A 20,277-nucleotide genomic window follows, 5' to 3' on the forward strand; every position below is an offset into this window, starting at 1 on the left:
CTTGCATGTATTAGGCACGCCGCCAGCGTTCGTCCTGAGCCAGGATCAAACTCTCCAATAAAGTTATTGAAAAGAGCGATAAGCTCATTTAGAAAATGCTGACGAGAACTTAAAGTTCTCTATTCAACTTGTTATGACCAACAAATTGAATTTGTATTAATTCACTCATAAGTTTTACTTACGTAAAACTTCTCGTTGTTCAGTTTTCAAAGATCAATCTCGCTAACAACTTTCGTCATCAGCAACTCTTATATAATATCATGTCTCAGGAAGCTTGTCAATAGTTTTTTTGATTTTGTTTTTCTTTCAATCTAGTAAACTATTACTCTTTATTCCCGCCTGTCGGTGACAGGACTTATAATATATCATGGATATTTCAATTACGCAACCCTTTTTTATAAAAAAAAAGAAAAGCGGAATAATTCCACTTTTCTCCTGAGGCTCTTATCGTTTAATCCATGGGTTTCTCCGTTCTTTACGTGCTCTACCTTGTCTTGATGCTTGACTATTATTGCTTGGTGCTTTATTCCGTTTATTCGATGATACTGCCGCTTTTTTCACTTTATTAGATTTACTAACAGCTTTGTTTTTCTGTATCGCCTTCTCTTCTTCTAATATAGGGAGCTGATTGAGTCCGTTTAAATCGACAAATGGTTCCTGTTGCAACTCAGCACCGTTTTGGCCACTAGTTTGGATCGTCTCTGCTTGGAAAGACGTCTGCTCATAATTATTCTGGTAATTAGGATTATAATAGGGCGGCTGAACTCCGTATTCAGTCGGTCTGAAGTAATTCGTGTACTGCGGGTTGTGACCGTAGGCTTGTGGATGTAGCATAGGCTGAGCATTTTGGGCTGTTGCCGCTTTCCAGTCCGCTTCTGCTTGCATATAACTATATGGTAATGGTTTAGCATGACCGCATCCGCAATCTCCTCCATATGAAGGAACATCAACAAGAGCATAATTTACAATGTAACCGCCATGTTCATAAGTGGTATGTGGTTGCTGACTTACCTCTCCACTTTTTCCTGACTGATAAGACGTATTCTGGACACTCTGCGGCTGCTGGGTATACGGCATTGGCTGAGGATAAGCTTGCTTTTTATCATTTACATATCCCATTGGTTGTTGATACGGGTTTTGGTATCCTTGGTATCCTGCATTCCCCCCGTACATTTCTTTATCATACGCTGGGTATTGATAAGGATTCATGTACTCGTTGTTGCAATCCTCTTTTTTAGAATAATACTCTTCCTTCTTAGGTTCGTACTCTGGTTTTTTCATTGGCGGTATTGGAACAGGCAGTGGTGTTGGTTTGATCATCTCTGGTTTAGGTACGGGTAGAGGCAGTGGCTTGGAAGGTGGAGGAGCTATTGGTTTCACTTCTGGTTTAGGAGCAGGTTCAATTGGTTTTTTAACTTCTTCTTTTGGTGGTTCTGGTTTTGGTTTCGGCTTTGTCATTTCCTCTTTTGGCGGAATCGGTTTTGGTTTAGTGATCTCCGCTTTCGGAGGCTTCGGCTTTGTTATTTCGGCTTTTGGCAGCACAGGCATTTCCGGCATCTCTGGAAGTTCTGGAAGTTGCGGATAATTGGGCATAGGAGCGGTATTCTTTTTCCCTGTATGCGCTTGGATGCCGGTTGCTGGTGGGGCCGGAGTCCCCTCTTGCAAAATTTCTGTTGTTGTAACTTTCGGTGTACTGCTAGATCCAGATGGAATAAACACAGTTTCTCCGACAATCAGTGCGTTTGGATTCTTTAACTGTGGATTTGAAGCAATCATATCTTGAAGCGAAACGCCCCAGGCTTTAGAAAGCTTCCATAATGAATCTCCTTGAACTACCTTGTGCTGATGCAGAATCGATCCACCCGGATGTGTCGTAACTGGGGCAGAAGGAATTTTCACCTTCATACCAATGGTCAGTTGATTGGGGTTTGCAATTTCCGGGTTCGCACTGATAATTTTCTCTAACGATACGTTATATTTCTTGGACAAGAAATAAAGGGTATCTCCTTCTTTTACGATGTGTATTCTCACAGGTTCATAACCTCCTTACAATCTTCAGGCATGACATTCGCCCTTTCTTTCGTTACTCTCATCCTATGCAGGACTTTTCACATTGACATCACTTCTCGCAAAAAAAACCTCATTCAGCAAAAATCCCTCTTGGGAGATCGTTGCTAAATGAGGTTTAACGCGGCTATATAACATAATTACACATTCTTCTGTTTTTAATGAGATGCAGAAAGTGGCTGCACCCCGAATTATTCTTCCCTGTATATGTAACAAGGGTAGGAGCCAAGTACACGCACTTGGCAACCGAGCGCCTCGATTTCCGCAAAAGCAGCTGGAAGTAATGCAGAATCTACTGATTCCAGTACATCAATATAAAAATGATAATTACCCAATCTTTTTTTCGTAGGTCTGGATTCGATCCGTGATAAATTTAATTTGCGCCAAGCAAATGCGGATAAGACCTGATGAAGCGCCCCTGCGAAATCCTCTGGAGAAGTAACTAAAATACTGGTTTTCATATGATCGGCTTCTCTATCCAACCGAATAGGATCATGCCCAATCAGCACAAACCGAGTATAGTTATTATCATGATCTGTAACCCGCTCAGCCATTAGATCAAGACCGTGCTTTTGCGCTGCAAGACGCGTAGCAATGGCCACCCAGCCTTTTCCAGGATTTCTCTTCACAATCTCCGCTGCTTCAGCCGTACTTCCGACGCTCTCAAGTTCTGCTTGAGGTGCATAGGTACGGATAAATTGCAGACATTGCGGGATTGCTACGGGATGAGACATGATTTTTTGAATACGTGTGAAGTCAATCTCATCTCTGTCATTCATAAACTCGGATTGATCCCCAATCAAATTCTGTATAGAAGGGTATACCCACTCACATTGCATGGGAATATCCACTTCATGTATCATCCAATCCATATGTAAACTTACAGAACCGTCTATTGTGTTCTCCACCGGGATAACACTGTAATTACTATTCCCCCGGTCTGTGGACCGAAATACATCAGAGATCAATTTGTAATGATATCCTTCATAGGGCTCGTCCCCAAACAAAAAATCGAGCGCTTCATGGGATACTGTGCCTTCTGGCAATAATGCAACTCGTTTCATGCTTTAACTTCCCCTTTTAACATGTCCAAAAATGAGTCCGTGTGCATTTTTGTTATTATTTGCACACCGTTTTGATCCGGTTGGAGCCATAGTGTATCTGCCTCAAGACCATGAGAATTCATCGTTTGCAGCATATAGTTCTCGAGTTCGTGCTTCCGAGCTTCCTCCTTATGCACAAGAGCAAGCACCGTAGGTCCTGCTCCACTAAGCGATGCTCCAAGTGCACCTCTAAGAGGGGCTTGTTCCAAAATTTCTGCCATTCCAGGCACAAGTTCTGCACGATAAGGCTGATGAATCCTATCCCTCATTGCAGAAGCGAGCAAATCATAGCGCCCAGCAGCCACTGCTCCAACTAAAAGAGAAGATCTGCTAATGTTATAGACCGCATCCTGAAGGGAAAGAACTTTGGGTAATGCTTCACGCGCTTTGGTTGTTGATAGCTGAAAACGCGGAATCACTGCTAGAATTTCTAATTCTTTTGGAGGATCAATCTTCACATAATGAGCATTGTCCCCATCCCAAGCTGTAGCAACAAAACCACCGAATAGCGAGGCACCGACATTGTCGGGATGTTTCTCTATTTGCGTAGCTAACGTAAATAACCGATCCTTTGATAAAGGAGAGCCAATAAGTTCATTTGCAGCTACAAGGGCGCCGATAATAGCAGAAGCACTGCTTCCAAGCCCGCGTGTAAGCGGGACCTCAGAATACATAGATATAGAAAGTTCCGGAATTTCTACTCCTGCTTCTTCAAATACACGCTGTGCTACTTTATATATTAGGTTTGATTTATCCGTCGGAATTCCGTCCAGGTGTTCACCATGCAAAGCGATACAAGTCTCTTCCGCTTGCTGCATCTCTATATAGGAATACAAGGTGAGTGCCATTCCCAAAGAATCAAAGCCTGGGCCAAGATTCGCTGTGCTGGCCGGGACCTTCACTCTTACGATGTTGTTCATAACTAGTAATTCCCCTTCCAAGTCATCCATTAATGAGTTCAGCCTTCTACGCGGTACACGCTTTTTACTTTACGAATTACATCAAGCGATTCAAAATGCTTTTGTACTTTCTCCATATTGGCTTTACTTGCATCATGTGTCACGATAATAATCTCTGCATCCGGATTAAGTTCATTTGGCTGTTGTACGACCGATGCAAGACTCACGTTATATTCCGCAAATATTTGAGTGATCTGAGCGAGAACGCCTGCCTTATCGTCCACATGAAGCAAAATGAAATATTTATACTTAATTTCTTCATCGCTAATCAGTCTCTTCTCTTTGTAAGGAGCAATTGCTTTCAGTCCGCTGACACCAAGCCTCATGTTACGGATAATCGACACGAGGTCAGCTACAACAGAAGTAGCTGTAGGCATTTCTCCTGCTCCTGCTCCGTAAAACATGGTCTCTCCAACAGCTTCTCCATGCACATAAACGGCATTGAACACTCCATTGACTGAAGCAATCGGATGCTGTTTCTTCACCATAGTCGGTTGAACACTAATCGCGATTTGGTCGTCTTGACGCTCTGCAATACCAAGCAGCTTCATTTCATAACCAAGACGCCGTGCATAACTGATATCCTCTTTTGTAACAGAAGAAATTCCGCAGACGGATACGTCGCGAAGTTCCACATTCGTATGGAACCCTAGTGTAGCCAGAATCGCCATCTTGCGTGCTGCATCAAGACCTTCTACATCAGAAGTTGGATCTGCTTCTGCATATCCAAGGTCCTGTGCTTCTTTTAATACTTCCTCATAAGAAACGCCTTCTTGGCTCATTTTTGTCAAAATATAATTGGTTGTTCCATTCACTATTCCCATAATTTTAGTAATACGATCAGAGGAGAATCCTTCAATTAACGTACGAATGATTGGTATTCCGCCAGCTACACTAGCCTCATAATATACGTCGCAACGTTTTTCTGCTGCTTTGGCTAAGATTTCCGAACCATAAAGTGCCATAAGATCTTTATTAGCGGTTACAATATGCTTTCCTCGCTCAAGGGCTTCTAAAATATATTCTTTAGTTTGATCCACTCCGCCCATGACTTCCACTATGACGTCAATATCCGGATGACGAATCACTTCCCAGGGATCTTCTGTTAATTTATCGGAATCGACATTGATATTACGGGCTTTTTCTGTATTTTTGACAGCAATCTTCTCGATCACAATCGGTGAACCAACCTGACTGCTCAGATCCTCCTGATTCCCTTCCACGATGCGAACCACACCAGTTCCTACAGTCCCTAAACCCAGCAAACCTACTTTAATTGGTTTCATATCATTCATCCCCTAATGTACGATTTAGTGTTTCTCCTCTAACCCTGGCCGATTAGTCTTGTACGTTTCACTCCATGCAAATTTTCAAGTTGGTCCAACATTTCGCCGATTTCTTCAGTTACATGCGAGATTTCCACAGAGATTACGACATTCGCCCTTCCTTGAAGCGGAAGACTTTGATGTATCGTAAGTACATTTCCCCCACATGCTGCCACTAAAGACAGTACTTGAGAAAGCATACCTGATTCATGCTCCAAGTCAATAGAAATGGTGACAATCCTTTCTTTCTCTAGCTGATTAACGAGATGAATTCCATCCTTATATTTGTAAAATGCACTCCGGCTAAGACCTACCCGCTCGGCTGCCTCATGCACTGTTTTCACTTCACCTGTCGCAAGCAGCTGCTTAACTTGCATCGTCTTTACGACAGCTTCTGGTAAAATATCTTCCCTAACTAAGTAGTAACGCTCTTTCAAAACGTCCTCTCCTCAAAGACTATTGTATTCACATAGTGGACATTATATAGGATAGTAACGAAAAGGGCAATAGACAGATGGAATGTAGATAGTAAAAAAACGGATACCCTTTAGAGGATATCCGCTTTATTATGTCTTTCTAGCGTTGGTTAAAAGTAACTGCTGCTCTCAACAAACTCAAATTCAAAATCAGAAATACGAACAATCGTACCATCTTTCGCACCACGTTTACGAAGCTCGTCATCTACTCCCATATAACGGAGAGTACGAGCCAACTTCATAATGGCCTCATGTGAATTCAGCTGCATTCGTTTCATCATACGCTCAATTTTAGCACTGTGTACAACAAACATCTCATTTTCACGGACAATGGTAAACCCTTCATCTTCCGCTTTTTCAAGTTTGTAGACTTTACGCTCATTCACCTCAGCAACTTCTTCCACAACCATTTCTTCTGGAATAGAATCCAAAAGATCCGCTGCTTTATAGAGAAGTTCTTTGATTCCTTGTCTTGTTAAGGATGAGATCGGTAAGATCTCTATCTCTGGACGAACTTCTTTGACTTTCTTCGTAAAGGCAGCAAGGTTCTCTTCCGATTCAGGCATGTCCATCTTGTTAGCCGCGACAATTTGCGGTCTCGACATCAGTTTTTCATTATATTGACGCAGCTCATCATTAATTTTGACCCAATCTTCAAAAGGATCTCTTCCTTCGGAACCACTCATATCCACGACATGAATAATGACGCGAGTTCGCTCGACATGTCTTAAAAATTCGTGACCCAGGCCGACTCCTTCACTCGCTCCTTCAATTAGACCAGGCAAATCTGCCATAACGAAGCTGCGTCCTTCTCCTACTTCAACCACACCTAAATTCGGTGTAATTGTTGTAAAATGATATGCTCCGATTTTGGGTTTTGCTCCAGAAACGACGGACAGCAGAGTGGATTTGCCGACACTTGGAAATCCTACCAGCCCTACATCTGCCATTACTTTCATCTCTAGAACAATATAACGCTCCTCGCCCTCTTCACCATTCTCCGCAAGTTCTGGAGCTGGATTCTTAGGCGTTGCAAAACGGATATTCCCCCGTCCTCCGCGGCCCCCGCGAGCAATCACGACTTGCTGACCATGACGCGTCAGGTCTGCGAGTATTTCCCCGGTATCTTCATCCGTCACAACCGTACCTGGAGGAATTCGAACAATCATATCTTCTGCATTGGCACCGTGCTGACTTTTGTTACGGCCTTTTTCTCCGCGTTTCGCTTTGAAATGACGCTGATAACGAAAGTCCATGAGTGTTCTAAGACCTTCATCAACCCGGAAAATAACACTGCCGCCTCTTCCTCCATCGCCGCCTGCAGGTCCGCCCTCTGGTACATACTTCTCACGTCTAAAAGAGACAAGACCGTCTCCTCCATCGCCGCCTTTTACATATATCTTCGCTTTATCTACAAACATAACTGCTCCTTCCTCATATACCGCAAGTCACACGAAACTGAAATAATGCATGCTCTTCCGTTGTCTGTTCCGCTTTGACTTTTACTTTAATACCTTGCTTTATAGTAAACAAATTACTCCACGCTTCGGTCTCAGGCGATACCTTCTCTCCTTCGAAACGCACGATGATATCACCTTGATCCTGATGAAAAAGTATCATCAGCTTGCGGATCTCTCCCCAAGACGATCGGCTACTGAATTGATAAGCTCTGACCGTATCTGCAATCGCCCCTGTCAATATCTCACCGTCCTCGGGAGAAATCAAGGTGTCCAGTCGCAAGCCTTCTTCAACTTCAATATGAAGCTCTAGTGAGCTGCCACTCGTTCTGTACGATTGCAAATAAAAAACAAGAGAAGATATGCCGAGCTTGGAGATTTTACTTTCTTCCGTAGTTCTCTCTTTTATTCTTTCCACAACTTGTATCGATTTATCAGCTTTACCTAAACGAATATATCCATACAATACTTGCAGATCATTCATCCAGTCATGTCTGTGATGGTTTAATGTTGCTATGGCAGCATTCTCCATCCTCTGTGTAATATGCCTGCGCTGTTCCTCTAGTTGTTTGTCCATCCTTTTACAAATGAATACAAAGACGCCAATGATCCATATGCTAAGCAACAAACACGAAATCAAACTCTTCGAGATGATTACCACTACTAACGGAATTAGAATTGAGGTTAAGGCCGCATAGGGAACTTTTTTCCAGGAATTCATAACTTCTCCCCGTTCATCAAATCTTGTTAGCCTTGATCTTCAGGCTATACAGGCAGTATATCACACACAATGTTACCAGACAGTTACACGGTATAAAAAAAGCCTTCGGCAAACATGCCGAAGGCTCCTTAGGCTTAAATGCCTTATTACGCTTCTACTGCAGCTGCTACAGGAGCAACATCAACAGGGTAGACGCTCACTTTTTTGCGATCGCGGCCCAAACGTTCAAATTTAACAACGCCTTCCACTTTCGCAAACAAAGTATCATCTTTACCGATACCTACGTTCGTACCTGGATGAATTTTCGTTCCACGTTGACGAACAAGGATGCTACCACCACTAACTGTCTGACCGTCTGCACGTTTAACACCAAGACGTTTAGACTGGGAATCACGACCGTTCTTTGTGGAACCTACCCCTTTTTTGGATGCGAATAACTGAAGATCCAATTTTAACATTGTAGTCTACCTCCTTCTTTAGTTATTGTGCTGCTTTATCTGAATATACTCACCGTATGAATCGACAATCGAATTCAGCATTACCACAAGTGATTCAAGCAGCAGCTGTACCTGAGGATAGATATTGTCTTGAATTCCGGAAGGAAGATAAGCACTTAGAAAACCATGCTCCATTTCCGCATCAAGTTGAACACCTGTAAGGGCCTCAATTGAATTTACGGCACCCACGGTTACGGCAGATACACCCGCACATACAATATCTTCACCGGCTTTTGCATAATTCGCATGGCCCTTCACTGAAAAACCACGAATACTGCCATCACTAAGACGAAAAATGTGTACAGTAATCACTGTTCCACCTTCTTACGCTTGGATTTTGCCGATTGTTACTTTAGTGTAAGGTTGACGATGACCTTGTTTTACACGGTAGTTCTTTTTAGGTTTGTATTTGTAGATAACAACCTTTTGACCTTTGCCATGTTTTTCAACAGTCGCTGTTACAGTTGCGCCGGCTACTACCGGTGTACCTGCAGTCAAACCATTTTCACTGGAAACAGCCAAAACACGGTCAAACGTTACAGTTTCACCATCAGCTGCGTTCAATTTCTCGATGAAAAGAACATCGCCTTCTTGAACTTTGTATTGTTTACCACCAGTTTCAATAATTGCGTACATTTGCTTGCACCTCCTCATGTCTCAGACTCGCCTAATCCAGGTGACTGCACGTCCATACGGAGTGTAGTACTTCAACCTGATCGGAGCGGTTGCAGCATGTGCAGCAATGAATACTAAACACATACTTTGTGATTGTAACAGATTCAATTAGAAAAATCAATAATTTCTCTAAACCTTCTAGTCGATAAAAAGTGTGCTTTCTTCTCTTACTTTTTTGCGTGTTAACTCAAGTAAACCAAGTCTTGTCCATCCGATGACTACGGATTTTGTTCGATCTTTCTTAATTTCTACCTCAAGTGTCTGTAAGACACTACTACGGTTTTCTTCCTTCTCCATATCAATAAAATCAATAATAATAATTCCACCGATATCCCGAAGACGAATAAGCCTAGCGATCTCCACTGCGGCTTGGAGGTTCGTTGCGGTTACCGTCTCCTCAAGATTTCGTCCACCAATATACTTTCCTGTATTGACATCAATTACGGTGAGAGCTTCCGTATGATCGATAACCACATACCCTCCACCGCCCAGCCAAACTTTCCGCTTAAAATCTTTCTCAAGCTGTTCTTGGACTCCGTAAGCGTCAAACACAGTTTGATTCCCGTGATAGACATGAATTTTCGGAATTTCACTATACACCATTTCCAAAAAATATGCTGCAGCCTCTTTAGCTCTCTGCTCATCGTCGATGACAAATTCATCGCCGCCTTCTGTATAGCTGTCACGTATAAATCGCTGCACAATACTTAAGTCCCGATGGAGCAAACGCGGAGCGTTACTCGTCTCTGCTTTGAACTGAATTCTTTCCCATTGTTTACGGAGCTGAATCAAATCGCCATCAATGGATTCTAAACTTTCCGATTCCGATACGGTGCGAATGATCATGCCCTCTTTCTCTGTTCTGCACTTTTCACTCATTGTCTTTAACCGGTTTCGTTCACTTTCTTTTGCAATTCTTTTGGAAACAGCGACGTATCCAGCGAGCGGCATGTATACAATATAGCGTCCAGGGAGTGCGTAATGTGTCGTTACCCTTGGCCCCTTACCTCCTACGGGTTCTTTGAAGACCTGCACGATGATCTCCTGACCAACGTGAAGCAGTTCCGTAATCGAAGGTTTTACCTCGGGCTGCTTATCCAAATGCGGGTGCAATACATCATCAATGTATAAAAAGGCGTTTTTTTTCTGGCCAATATCCACAAAGGCAGCTTGCATACCTGGTAATACATTGACGACCCGTCCTTTAAAAAAAGAACCGAGTAATCCACGTTCCCCTGTCCGTTCTGCTGCGTACTCAACTACCTTGCCTCTCTCCAAAAGTGCCATTTGCGTTATGTTCGGTTGGCAGTGTACAATCATTTGTTTCATGGCTTCACCTCTAGAGACTTTTAAAAAAAGAAAATAATAGTAATTGCGCGCTCACTTATTTTGTGAATTACCCCTTTTTCTTGAAATATGACTCAATAATGCGCTGTTCCGGCAGAACACCTATGATTTTGCCCCTAGCATTCATGACATAGATCATATGATATTTCTCTCTCTTAAATAAACGCAAGATTGTATCTAAAGGTTTCGCAGGTATTGAAATTATTGGCTGTGCAAGACTAGCAGATGATAGATGATAAGCAAACAACTTATCCCTATTAACTAAAAATCGCATAAATCGGTAAGGTATGTTGCGGTAATCTTCGATCCCCGAATATAGTAAAAAACATCCCATAAGCAGAATGTTTAACTCTATTTTCCCTGACTCCTTCATTAAGAATGGAGACAACGAGATGATAATCATGACGACACTAGCTACAATGCTGAGCCTGTAAGTAACAATCAGTGTTTTGTAATAAGGAAGAAATAAGCTGATCAAAGCTTGAGCGATTTTCCCTCCATCGAGCGGAAGAATAGGTAGAAGATTAAACAAGGCAATGATTGCATTTGCCTGAATAAAATAAATCAAAAACTCCCCATCCCACCAGTGTAAGCTGAGCATTCCTGCTGCTGCTCCCATCATAATTACATTCTGAAGAGGTCCGGCTAGTGAAATGAGGATTTCTTTTGCCGCCGTCAAATCACCTCTGTCCTCAATGACAGCAACGCCGCCAAACGGAAGTATTTGAATAGACCTTACCTGAATACCGAGAAGTGCTGCTGCTGATGCATGTCCTAATTCATGAATAAACACAATCACAAATAAAGTGATGAGTTCAATAAACTGTCCCGTGGCAACGGACAGCATCATTAGGAGAACGAATACCGGATGCATGGACAGCTGAACACCCATCACATTAATCAAATGATATCACTTCCGTCGGATCAATATAGGTGTCTCCTTCTTTAAGTGCAAAATAGAAAGTTTGATCCTGTTCCGAAGTACTTGCCGGGATTTGACCTATGAGATCTCCCTCTTCAACCCAAGAACCGACGGTTAACTTGGTTTCTTCCAGACGACCATAGATACCAGTAAGTGTCGCTGTGTGCTGAATGACTACCGTAGTTCCCACCTCGGGACTGCTACTCACTTCAAGGACCCGTCCTGCATCCATACTTTGTACTTGCTGAATTCCTCCCCCATTCGAATCGGGAACAATCTCAATCCCTTTCATCGTAATCGCAAACGGCTGCGCAATGGTCCCCTGTATCGGGGTCATATATTTGCGCGAGGCGGAAACTTTCAGCGGGGATGGATCATCATTTTGAAAGATTGGAAGAAAAGAAGGAGCCCCGCCAAAATGATCTGTATACCACACAGCAGCAGAAGAAAAATCCATCTCTCGATGGAGACTGTCAGCAATAAACAGTTTGGCTGGCTGTAGAAAAGAAACATCCCACTTGAATGCCCCCATGACTGCCCCAAACAATATCACACTGACTGCAAGCCTTTTTACAAACCCTCTCCTAAATCGACCAGGACGGACAGGAGGAGTTTCTTCAGGAAGTTCTCCCCAGCCTCGGTATCCCTGTTTCCATAGAACTTCCGGGTCCCGCTCTTCCTCTGCTTGATCTGTTCGCTCATATGGGTAAAGCCGATCGGTCGGCTGTTCTATAGGCTGCTGTTTCTGCTGCAATCCTTGCCCTGTTAATTCTAACCCCAGCAAATTCTTTTCCAGATGGCTTGTCTCGGATTCAAGAAGCTCCCTAATGCGTTCTTTTCTTCGTTCTTTTATATTTTGTTTGATATCCATACTCAGTCCTCCTAGTGAGGTATACTTCCACTATTTGATTTTATGAGCAGGAACAGATGAATATGAACAAGCCTTCTTTTTATATCAAAAAAAGGCACTGGAGCTTATAAGCTCCAATGCCTCTTAATCATTCGCTAACCTAGCTTTTATTCCATTTATTTCAGTGCCGACAAAAATACGAGAACGATCAAAAATAGACCAATCCCGTAAATACAGCACGATATTTAAGTACTCACGAAGATGAACAACATCAGAAGAAACATTTAAACATAAGTTCAGCTGTTTCATTTGTGCAGATACATTAAATTAACCCATCCCAAAAAATTTCTTGAAGCGTGTAAACACACCTTTTTTCTGTTCAAGCAACATAAGCGGGACCGTATCACCAAGAATACGTCTTGCTATATTACGATACGCCATAGCCGCCTGCGAATCAGGATTCATAACCGTTGGTTCACCTGAGTTAGCTGCTCTAATCACAAGCTCATCATCAGGAACAATTCCAATAAGGTCAATGTTTAACACTTGAAGAATACTATCAATATCTAGCATATCGCCTGATTTGACCATATTATTACGAATTCGATTGACCACGAGTTTAGGAGATTTCACATGCGAACTTTCAAGCAGTCCGATAACCCTATCCGCATCACGTACAGCCGCATTCTCCGGAGTGGTTACTACAATCGCCTGATCTGCTCCTGCAATCGCATTTTTGAATCCTTGCTCAATTCCAGCCGGGCAATCGATAATGACATATTCAAAATCTTTTTTCAGTTCTAACACGATATCTTTTACCTGATCGGGGGATATCGAATTTTTATCTTTGGTCTGTGCAGCAGGAAGCATATATAGTTCATCAAAGCGCTTGTCTTTGACTAAAGCTTGACCTAATCTACACCGGCCCTCAGCCACATCTACCAGATCATATATAATCCGATTTTCAAGGCCCATAACAACATCTAGGTTGCGAAGTCCGATATCTGTATCTACCAGACATACCTTCTTGCCGAGTAAGGCAAGTGCGGTGCCTATGTTGGCGGAAGTCGTTGTTTTTCCAACGCCGCCTTTCCCTGAAGTGACAACAATCGCCTCTCCCATGTATGCTACACCCCTTTAAACGCGTTAAAATCACGGTGCAAACGAACGATATTACTCGTCTTGTCGATCTGCATTTGTCCGTTCTGCAAGTAAGCAAACTCCATTCCCGCTTCACGCTTCTCCCATTCGTCCGGAGGACGGCTGATAACCTCTGCAATTCGCAGTTGAGTCGGAGCAAAATGTGCCGCGCTAATGATCGCTTCTTCATCACCGGTGCTTCCAGCATGAGCCATCCCGCGCAGCGCACCCATAATAAATATGTGACCCGTACAGCTGACTGTCCCGCCTGGATTTACGTCTCCAAGTAATAGAAGGTTACCCTCATGATGTAAAACTTGACCAGACCGAATAATTCCGGTGATGGTCGTGATCGCTTTCGCATCGTTAGGGTCATTCTTAGCATCCGGAGACTCAATGGAACGAATCAGTAGATTACCTTTCTTTTTCAAAATTTGAAGAATGGCATCTTTCTGATCTTCAGTTACGACACGCGAACCTAATTTGACATCGACATGAATAATGGGACCAGACAATATATTTTGATGGCTGTGTTCCAGTTTATATCGCAATTCACTCAGTAGCTCTTCTAAATCACACTCGTCATCCATCAGAAAAACCAGGCCATCCTTGATGCCTTTAATCATCACATGATTCGATTTTACTGTCATAAGCCTGTCCCTCCCATCTCAAACATTCGTGCCGAAGCGCAGCAGTTCCTTCTTTTCCCTGCAAAATGCAAAAACATTACGTCTTATCTTTACTTAGTGATCTATGTCGAGATAGCTTATCCAGCTGTTTACGCAAAGGTACATAGATAATAAGAGCAAATATAAAATGAATAAATACCGTAGGTATCATGTATTCTACAAGCGCCCAGTCATAGGAAACATGATTAAGCTGAAAGAGTTTGTATATAAAGAACAAAATCGTATCGAACAATAAACTACCTAAAATGACAACCATCATCATAACAGGCATCGTCGTTCGCTGAGACTTAAAAATAAGACCAAGTAAATACGCGGCCAGTCCCATGGAAAAAGAATACGGTCCAATCATGTGTCCATAAAAAACAACGTCATGCAGCAACCCGAAAATAATACCAAGGACTAGTGCCGTATGCCTGTGATAGTAAACCGTCACAAACAAGATCGCAATATACACTAAGTTATAACCGATCCGAGGCAGCAATGCATCCGGAATAATCCATGGCATGACCGAACCTTCCAGCACAAAGAGGAAGAACAACAGAATGATGAGTACCTGCTTCCGGCCTGCCATTATGGAGTAACCTCCGGAGGAATGACAACAAATACTTCCTTCCAGTCAGTGAAGTTTGCTGCAGGCTTAATATAGGCGACTTGTGCCAGCCCATATTCACTTACTTCTATATCCATAACTTCACCAATAATCATATATTTCGGGAAACCTTCAATGATTCCAGAAGACATAATAATATCTTCCTTTTCAATGTTAGAACTTTCCGAAATTTTCGTCATTTGCAGGTATCCTGTTTTCGGATCATATTTTTCAATCATACCAAATGTATTATTCTCTTTGCCTACGACGGTAGCTGCAATCGCATTTGCATCACTTGAGCTTGGGTCGAGTGCTGTAAGAAGAGTAACGGTCGCAGTAAAGTTACTTACATGACTAATTGTACCTACGAGTCCATCAAGGGAGGTTACTGCCATTCCTTCTTTAATTCCTGCGTTCTCACCGATGTCAATGTTCAGTACTCGGTTGTTAGGATCCGAATTTACACTGATGACTTGTGCAGTCCGAAGTGTATAGTTATGTCTATTCTTCTGTTCTTCAGTGAACTTCAAATCTTCCTGAAGCCTTTGATTCGTCTCGGCGAGATTACCATATCTAACAGAATCCTGTTTATACTGCGCCACTTTTGTTTTCAATATTTCGTTTTCTTCCTGAAGTCTCTTCAGGTTGGCTATATCTTCAAAAAATCCGGAAATATAAGAGGCAGGTTTATAAAAAACTTGCTGAACAAATCCAACCATATCTTTGGTGAATTTCTCAGGCAAGGAAAGTCCTGCTCTTGACCCCACAGTGAAACCCATTAGAGCTATAAAAATAATGATACCAACAAGTAAAATAAACAATCTTTTGTTGCCAAGCCATTTAAACAGTTATAACACCCTCTTACATCCCTATTTCGTTATCATGTCTACTACTTAAAAAGGGAAAGCAAGTGTAGCGAGGCCAAAGGCCTGTTCTCTACTTTCTTGCGATCCCAACAGTAGCATCAACATAAAAAATGAATGGTGCATGATGCCATATTGCACCAACACCTACGGCCATACCGGCTCAGCTCGCGGCGGATGCAGCCAGCGGGCTGAAAGTATAAACTATCGCGGCTTAGCGTTTACTTCTTGATTTGAATAAATGAATATTGTCCAGCGCTTTACCTGTACCAATCGCTACACAATCCAGAGGATTCTCAGCTACAATAACAGGCATGCCTGTTTCACCAGCAAGAAGCTTGTCCAGATTACGAAGAAGCGCACCTCCACCTGTTAGAACAATACCGCGATCCATAATATCGGCTGCGAGTTCTGGTGGACATTTTTCAAGTGTAACTTTCACAGCTTCTACAATAGAGCCCACTGTGTCTGCCAAAGCTTCGCTAATTTCATCAGATGTAATGGTAATCGTCTTAGGCAGTCCTGTGACAAGGTCACGACCACGAATCTCCATTGTCTCTACTTCATCCAGTGGAAGAGCTGAACCAACTTCCATTTTGAGCTGTTCTGATGTACGTTCACCAATCATCAGGTTATACTGACGCTTAATGTATTGAATGATAGACTCATCCATCTCATCCCCTGCAACACGTACAGAACGGCTTGTAACAATACCTCCAAGAGAGATAACTGCAACTTCCGTAGTACCTCCACCGATATCAACAACCATGCTGCCTGTCGGCTCCCATACCGGGAGATCAGCACCAATCGCAGCTGCGAATGGCTCTTCAATGGTGTAAGCTTCACGTGCACCTGCTTGTTTTGTTGCATCTTCTACAGCGCGTTGTTCAACAGCAGTAATACCGGAAGGTACACATACCATTACATTCGGATGACGATGGAAGAAAGAACGCTGTTTTTGTGCTTGGCGAATAAAGTATTTAATCATTGTAGCTGTTGTATCAAAATCAGCAATAACGCCATCTTTCATCGGTCTAATCGCACGGATATTCCCTGGTGTACGACCAATCATCTTTTTGGCAGATTCTCCGACTGCCTCAATGACTTGTGTATCTGTACGTATAGCTACTACGGATGGTTCTCTTACGACAATTCCTTTTCCGCGGACATAAACGAGCGTATTCGCCGTTCCCAAGTCAATTCCCAAATCTTTTGTAAAGCCACCTAACATGCTGTAATCTCCCTTTCTTTTCCCTGCATTATTAACGTTGCTTGTTTCATGAGCAACTGCAACTTTATGATCCGATTCAATAAATAGCTAGATCAGAACACAAGGTATGTATTCTGTTATTCCGCTTATAAACCGTTAACGTACCACATTATATTATATGAACCCTTGTTCCTTCAAACTTACAAATTTTCCATCACCGATCACGACGTGATCCAAAACCTCAATTCCTACAATATCTCCTGCCTCAAGAAGACGCTTTGTGAGCTTTATATCTTCCGGACTTGGAGTAGGATCTCCGCTGGGATGGTTATGTGCACAAATCAGAGATGCGCTGCTGCATTTGATCGCTGCACGAAATACTTCTCTTGGATGAACAATAGCAGCATTGAGACTGCCCATCGAGAGTGTCTCCTGAGCTATAACATGGTTTTTGGTGTTCAGAAACAGACATACAAAATGCTCTTTCTGCAAATACCGAAGCTGTTCCATCAATAAATCCGCTGCATCTCTAGGACTTCGTATTGTAGGACTACTAGGCAACTTTGACTGAGACAGTCTTTGTCCTAGTTCAATTCCCGCCTTGAGCTGAACCGCTTTGGCAGGACCCACGCCTTTAATTTGTACCAGTTCCTCGATACTAAAATCAACAAGACTGCGAAGACTGCCTGCCTCACTCAGAATTCGCTGAGCAACATGTATAGCAGATTCCTGCCTCGTTCCTGTCCTTAGTAAAATAGCTAATAGTTCCGCATGACTCAGTGCACCCGCCCCATGATGAAGCATGCGTTCTCTCGGGCGCTGTTCTTGGGGGATGTCGCGCAACATGTATCCTGGCGAACTCATCTTTTCCCTCTTTTCAAAAACAAACCTAGAACTTTCCCATCATTTGAATCTATAAGATCTAATTGAATCTAAAAAAACATCTAATTTTACGTTTCATCTATGGCAAGCACATGCATACCAAGCTCCGCAAGCTGTTCGCTTAGCAAGGACAATGGCAAACCTACAACGTTAAAATAACAACCTTCAATTGATTCAACCAGAACGGAACCAATGCCTTGAATTGCATAGGATCCTGCCTTATCGAATGGTTCTTTGGTTGCAATGTAGGCACGTATTCCTTCATCCGTTTGTGCTTTCATCTTCACTTTAGTCTTACGATGGTCTACGATGATCCGCCCTGTATCTCCCGATATGCAGGCCACTCCGGAGTACACCTCATGAGTACGATTCTGCAGCATACCTAGCATTCGAAAAGCGTCTTCCTCATCCTTCGGTTTGCCAAGTATCATTCCGTCCATTACGACAATGGTGTCGCTCCCAACGACTATTGCACCCTCCATACTGGATTCGTAGGAATCATAGACCGCCTTTGCCTTTCGAAGCGCTAATTCTTCAACGACTTGTTCAGGTGTGTAGTCTGCTGGTGTGTCCTCATCTGCATGACTTGGAACAACTTCAAATGGTAATCTAAGTGAAGCAATAAGTTCGCGTCGACGTGGAGATGTTGAGGCTAGAATGATTCGATGGTTCTGCTGCTTTTTCAAAGGGATAACTCCTTACTTCACCGATAATGCGATAAGCATCTCTGTTTTAATCGTTTTCTGTACTGACTTAAAACTGCTAAGGTATGATCAAAGTGAACATACTGCTTACAATTTGCGATAGAGCCAAATTGCTGACACCATACCCAGCAGACTAAGCAGGCTCATTTTCAATTGAATGTTTAGGTTATAACTAATGATGTCGAAATTTGCTTTTGGCGACCAACTGATTGTCGTCGTATTCGTTAGAATAGAAAGAGCCTTGAATTGCTCTAGACCCTTGGCTATGAAGGCTCCTATTAGCCAACCCAAGAGCAGAAACAGTAACAACATGCCGAAATTTTTTTTCATTGTACTCTTCCCTCGCCATATTTTGACACCTTCATTATTATACGGGAAGCAACGCGTAAGTACAAATACAAATCCGGCCTGGGGAAGTATTTCCATTTCCCGGCCGGACCAAAGGGTCACCTTATGTTTGTTTCATTACCTCTAGCAGCTGTTTTTCTTGAAGGATATAATCCATTACAGCAGACTGTACCTTCCACATATGCTCTTTATTAGGATTTTTATTATATTCGGATAATGCACTGATGGCAGTGCTCATTGAGGACTCCATCTTCCGTTCTATCTGCTTTCCGTTCTCAGAGAGACCTGCATGAATTGCTCCAACACTGCTCGTAAATCGATGATGTGCATCTGAGATTTCACTTAATTTGTCCTTTGGTACGGCGGTTTGAACTTGCTCGCTAATATGAGTAATCGATAAAGAAGCAAGCATGTCAGTAAGCGCTCTGCTATTTTCGAAAAAAGGACTAATCTCATCTGCATTCCCTATGAATACAACATCTGAAACGGCAGGCAAAGAGATTTCTCTTACGTATAGCTCTACTCCTTCTGTCTTCAGCTGATTACTTATTAGTTTTGCTTCCTCTCGATCGGAAGATACTCCTGCATATACTCTTGCTTCATCCATGGGGTCACTCCCTGCTGCAATCCCTGCCTGGGTGAGCTCTTTCTTCGCCTGACTTGCACCTTCTGCCATGCTAAACACACCATACTGAAGCATAAAATAAGTCGCTCCTGGGATGGATACCGCAGTGCTAGCAATATTGGGAGTTTCCGTTCCCAACGTTTGTGTCTGTGGATCCTCTGTGGGAGAAACAAGGTCAGTCCCTACCGCCGTTCCCGTTACCGTCTTTGGAGCTGTACTGCCAGAATCGAGCATGGACATAGCTACAAATCCAAATAAAACGCCCGTCATTACCGCGGCAGTTACCGAACCAAATACTTTCCATCCTCCTGGGGACTTTCGATGATGAACAGCATACGATTTAGTGGTTACCTCCGGATAGTGCTGCATAGGCAGGTCATCGTAAGGATCCCTACTATTTTCCCTGACAGAAGAACCCTCGGTTAGTGACCTATTCTCTATCATCGAAGAACCGGCATAGGGACCAAAAGGCTCGCCCCAATCATCATAAATCGGATTCCCGTAATATGTATCTTCCTTTCCTGCTTTCTGCTCTGCGGAAAGATATCCTGAAAGATTCTGTTCACTGTACCCTGTCGGATCTTCTTCCCCATCTAACTGGTGATATGTATCGAGTGGAGGGACGCTGCGATCCAGCGAGATTGGATTTATTTCAGTTCCCAAAGCAATCTTCTGATTAGTACGAGGAGACTCCATTTTTATTATGCGGTTGGGATGCTGATGAGAAGTATTCTGAGATTCCTCACCAAAACGAAATGTCATTCTCGCCTTATTCACGGTGTAAGCCCCTCCCTTGTCCTTTTTATCAGCTATATGTGAGAAAAAGGC

The 20,277-nt window shown here is 42.9% G+C and carries 22 protein-coding genes, 1 rRNA gene and 1 other annotated feature; all 23 genes read right to left on the reverse strand.

Annotated features, from left to right (window positions below):
• Positions 1 to 61: ribosomal RNA gene (locus PV403_RS14960) — 16S ribosomal RNA — on the reverse strand; the annotation flags it as partial.
• 383 nt (positions 62 to 444) lie between these two features.
• Complete coding sequence (locus PV403_RS14965) at positions 445 to 2,031, reverse strand: LysM peptidoglycan-binding domain-containing protein (RefSeq protein ID WP_213535154.1); 1,587 nt, start codon at positions 2,029 to 2,031, stop codon at positions 445 to 447.
• A 227-nt stretch (positions 2,032 to 2,258) separates the two neighbouring features.
• Complete coding sequence (gene pheA, locus PV403_RS14970; protein WP_213535155.1) at positions 2,259 to 3,131, reverse strand: prephenate dehydratase; 873 nt, start codon at positions 3,129 to 3,131, stop codon at positions 2,259 to 2,261.
• Positions 3,128 to 4,090, reverse strand: a complete 963-nt coding sequence (gene thrB, locus PV403_RS14975) for a homoserine kinase (RefSeq protein WP_213535157.1) — start codon at positions 4,088 to 4,090, stop codon at positions 3,128 to 3,130. The genes pheA and thrB overlap by 4 nt, the downstream gene beginning before the upstream one ends.
• Positions 4,091 to 4,128: 38 nt before the next feature.
• Positions 4,129 to 5,415 carry a homoserine dehydrogenase gene (locus PV403_RS14980; protein ID WP_332085158.1) on the reverse strand — a complete coding sequence of 429 codons (1,287 nt, stop codon included), beginning with the start codon at positions 5,413 to 5,415 and terminating at the stop codon, positions 4,129 to 4,131.
• A 38-nt stretch (positions 5,416 to 5,453) separates the two neighbouring features.
• Positions 5,454 to 5,891, reverse strand: a complete 438-nt coding sequence (locus PV403_RS14985; protein ID WP_213535160.1) for an ACT domain-containing protein — start codon at positions 5,889 to 5,891, stop codon at positions 5,454 to 5,456.
• Between the two features lie 149 nt (positions 5,892 to 6,040).
• Positions 6,041 to 7,351, reverse strand: a complete 1,311-nt coding sequence (obgE, locus tag PV403_RS14990) for a GTPase ObgE (protein WP_213535161.1) — start codon at positions 7,349 to 7,351, stop codon at positions 6,041 to 6,043.
• A gap of 13 nt (positions 7,352 to 7,364) precedes the next feature.
• Entirely contained in the window at positions 7,365 to 8,108 is a 744-nt protein-coding gene (locus PV403_RS14995; RefSeq protein WP_213535162.1) for a Spo0B domain-containing protein, read from the reverse strand.
• Positions 8,109 to 8,254: 146 nt separating this feature from the next.
• Positions 8,255 to 8,566, reverse strand: coding sequence for a 50S ribosomal protein L27 (rpmA, locus tag PV403_RS15000; RefSeq protein ID WP_191802270.1), 312 nt, complete (start codon positions 8,564 to 8,566; stop codon positions 8,255 to 8,257).
• A gap of 18 nt (positions 8,567 to 8,584) precedes the next feature.
• Complete coding sequence (locus PV403_RS15005; RefSeq protein ID WP_160036362.1) at positions 8,585 to 8,917, reverse strand: ribosomal-processing cysteine protease Prp; 333 nt, start codon at positions 8,915 to 8,917, stop codon at positions 8,585 to 8,587.
• A 12-nt stretch (positions 8,918 to 8,929) separates the two neighbouring features.
• Positions 8,930 to 9,241 (reverse strand): 50S ribosomal protein L21, encoded by a 312-nt coding sequence (gene rplU, locus PV403_RS15010; RefSeq protein ID WP_160036361.1) that lies wholly within the window; start codon positions 9,239 to 9,241, stop codon positions 8,930 to 8,932.
• A 13-nt stretch (positions 9,242 to 9,254) separates the two neighbouring features.
• Positions 9,255 to 9,342 (reverse strand) — a sequence feature (ribosomal protein L21 leader region).
• 76 nt (positions 9,343 to 9,418) lie between these two features.
• Complete coding sequence (locus PV403_RS15015; protein ID WP_213535163.1) at positions 9,419 to 10,609, reverse strand: Rne/Rng family ribonuclease; 1,191 nt, start codon at positions 10,607 to 10,609, stop codon at positions 9,419 to 9,421.
• 67 nt (positions 10,610 to 10,676) lie between these two features.
• Entirely contained in the window at positions 10,677 to 11,531 is an 855-nt protein-coding gene (locus PV403_RS15020) for a M50 family metallopeptidase (protein WP_213535164.1), read from the reverse strand.
• Entirely contained in the window at positions 11,524 to 12,420 is an 897-nt protein-coding gene (locus PV403_RS15025) for a M23 family metallopeptidase (protein WP_213535165.1), read from the reverse strand. The genes PV403_RS15020 and PV403_RS15025 overlap by 8 nt, the downstream gene beginning before the upstream one ends.
• Before the next feature lie 306 nt (positions 12,421 to 12,726).
• Positions 12,727 to 13,521, reverse strand: a complete 795-nt coding sequence (gene minD, locus PV403_RS15030) for a septum site-determining protein MinD (RefSeq protein ID WP_213535168.1) — start codon at positions 13,519 to 13,521, stop codon at positions 12,727 to 12,729.
• 5 nt (positions 13,522 to 13,526) lie between these two features.
• On the reverse strand, positions 13,527 to 14,189 hold the full coding sequence (gene minC, locus PV403_RS15035; protein ID WP_213535169.1) for a septum site-determining protein MinC: 663 nt from the start codon (positions 14,187 to 14,189) through the stop codon (positions 13,527 to 13,529).
• 76 nt (positions 14,190 to 14,265) lie between these two features.
• On the reverse strand, positions 14,266 to 14,799 hold the full coding sequence (gene mreD, locus PV403_RS15040) for a rod shape-determining protein MreD (RefSeq protein ID WP_213535170.1): 534 nt from the start codon (positions 14,797 to 14,799) through the stop codon (positions 14,266 to 14,268).
• The gene (gene mreC / locus PV403_RS15045; RefSeq protein ID WP_213535171.1) at positions 14,799 to 15,638 is read right to left on the reverse strand and encodes a rod shape-determining protein MreC; all 840 of its coding nucleotides are present in this window, start codon (positions 15,636 to 15,638) and stop codon (positions 14,799 to 14,801) included. The genes mreD and mreC overlap by 1 nt, the downstream gene beginning before the upstream one ends.
• A gap of 256 nt (positions 15,639 to 15,894) precedes the next feature.
• On the reverse strand, positions 15,895 to 16,911 hold the full coding sequence (locus PV403_RS15050) for a rod shape-determining protein (RefSeq protein WP_160036354.1): 1,017 nt from the start codon (positions 16,909 to 16,911) through the stop codon (positions 15,895 to 15,897).
• Positions 16,912 to 17,064: 153 nt separating this feature from the next.
• Positions 17,065 to 17,754 (reverse strand): RadC family protein, encoded by a 690-nt coding sequence (gene radC, locus PV403_RS15055; RefSeq protein ID WP_283771311.1) that lies wholly within the window; start codon positions 17,752 to 17,754, stop codon positions 17,065 to 17,067.
• A gap of 86 nt (positions 17,755 to 17,840) precedes the next feature.
• Positions 17,841 to 18,458 (reverse strand): Maf family protein, encoded by a 618-nt coding sequence (locus PV403_RS15060; protein ID WP_213535173.1) that lies wholly within the window; start codon positions 18,456 to 18,458, stop codon positions 17,841 to 17,843.
• Positions 18,459 to 18,563: 105 nt separating this feature from the next.
• Positions 18,564 to 18,902 carry a DUF4321 domain-containing protein gene (locus PV403_RS15065; protein ID WP_404822638.1) on the reverse strand — a complete coding sequence of 113 codons (339 nt, stop codon included), beginning with the start codon at positions 18,900 to 18,902 and terminating at the stop codon, positions 18,564 to 18,566.
• Positions 18,903 to 18,927: 25 nt separating this feature from the next.
• On the reverse strand, positions 18,928 to 20,226 hold the full coding sequence (locus tag PV403_RS15070) for an SPOR domain-containing protein (RefSeq protein WP_213535174.1): 1,299 nt from the start codon (positions 20,224 to 20,226) through the stop codon (positions 18,928 to 18,930).
• Positions 20,227 to 20,277 lie beyond the last annotated feature (51 nt).

Source organism: Paenibacillus sp. GYB006 (assembly GCF_036577645.1).
Lineage (GTDB): Bacteria > Bacillota > Bacilli > Paenibacillales > Paenibacillaceae > Paenibacillus.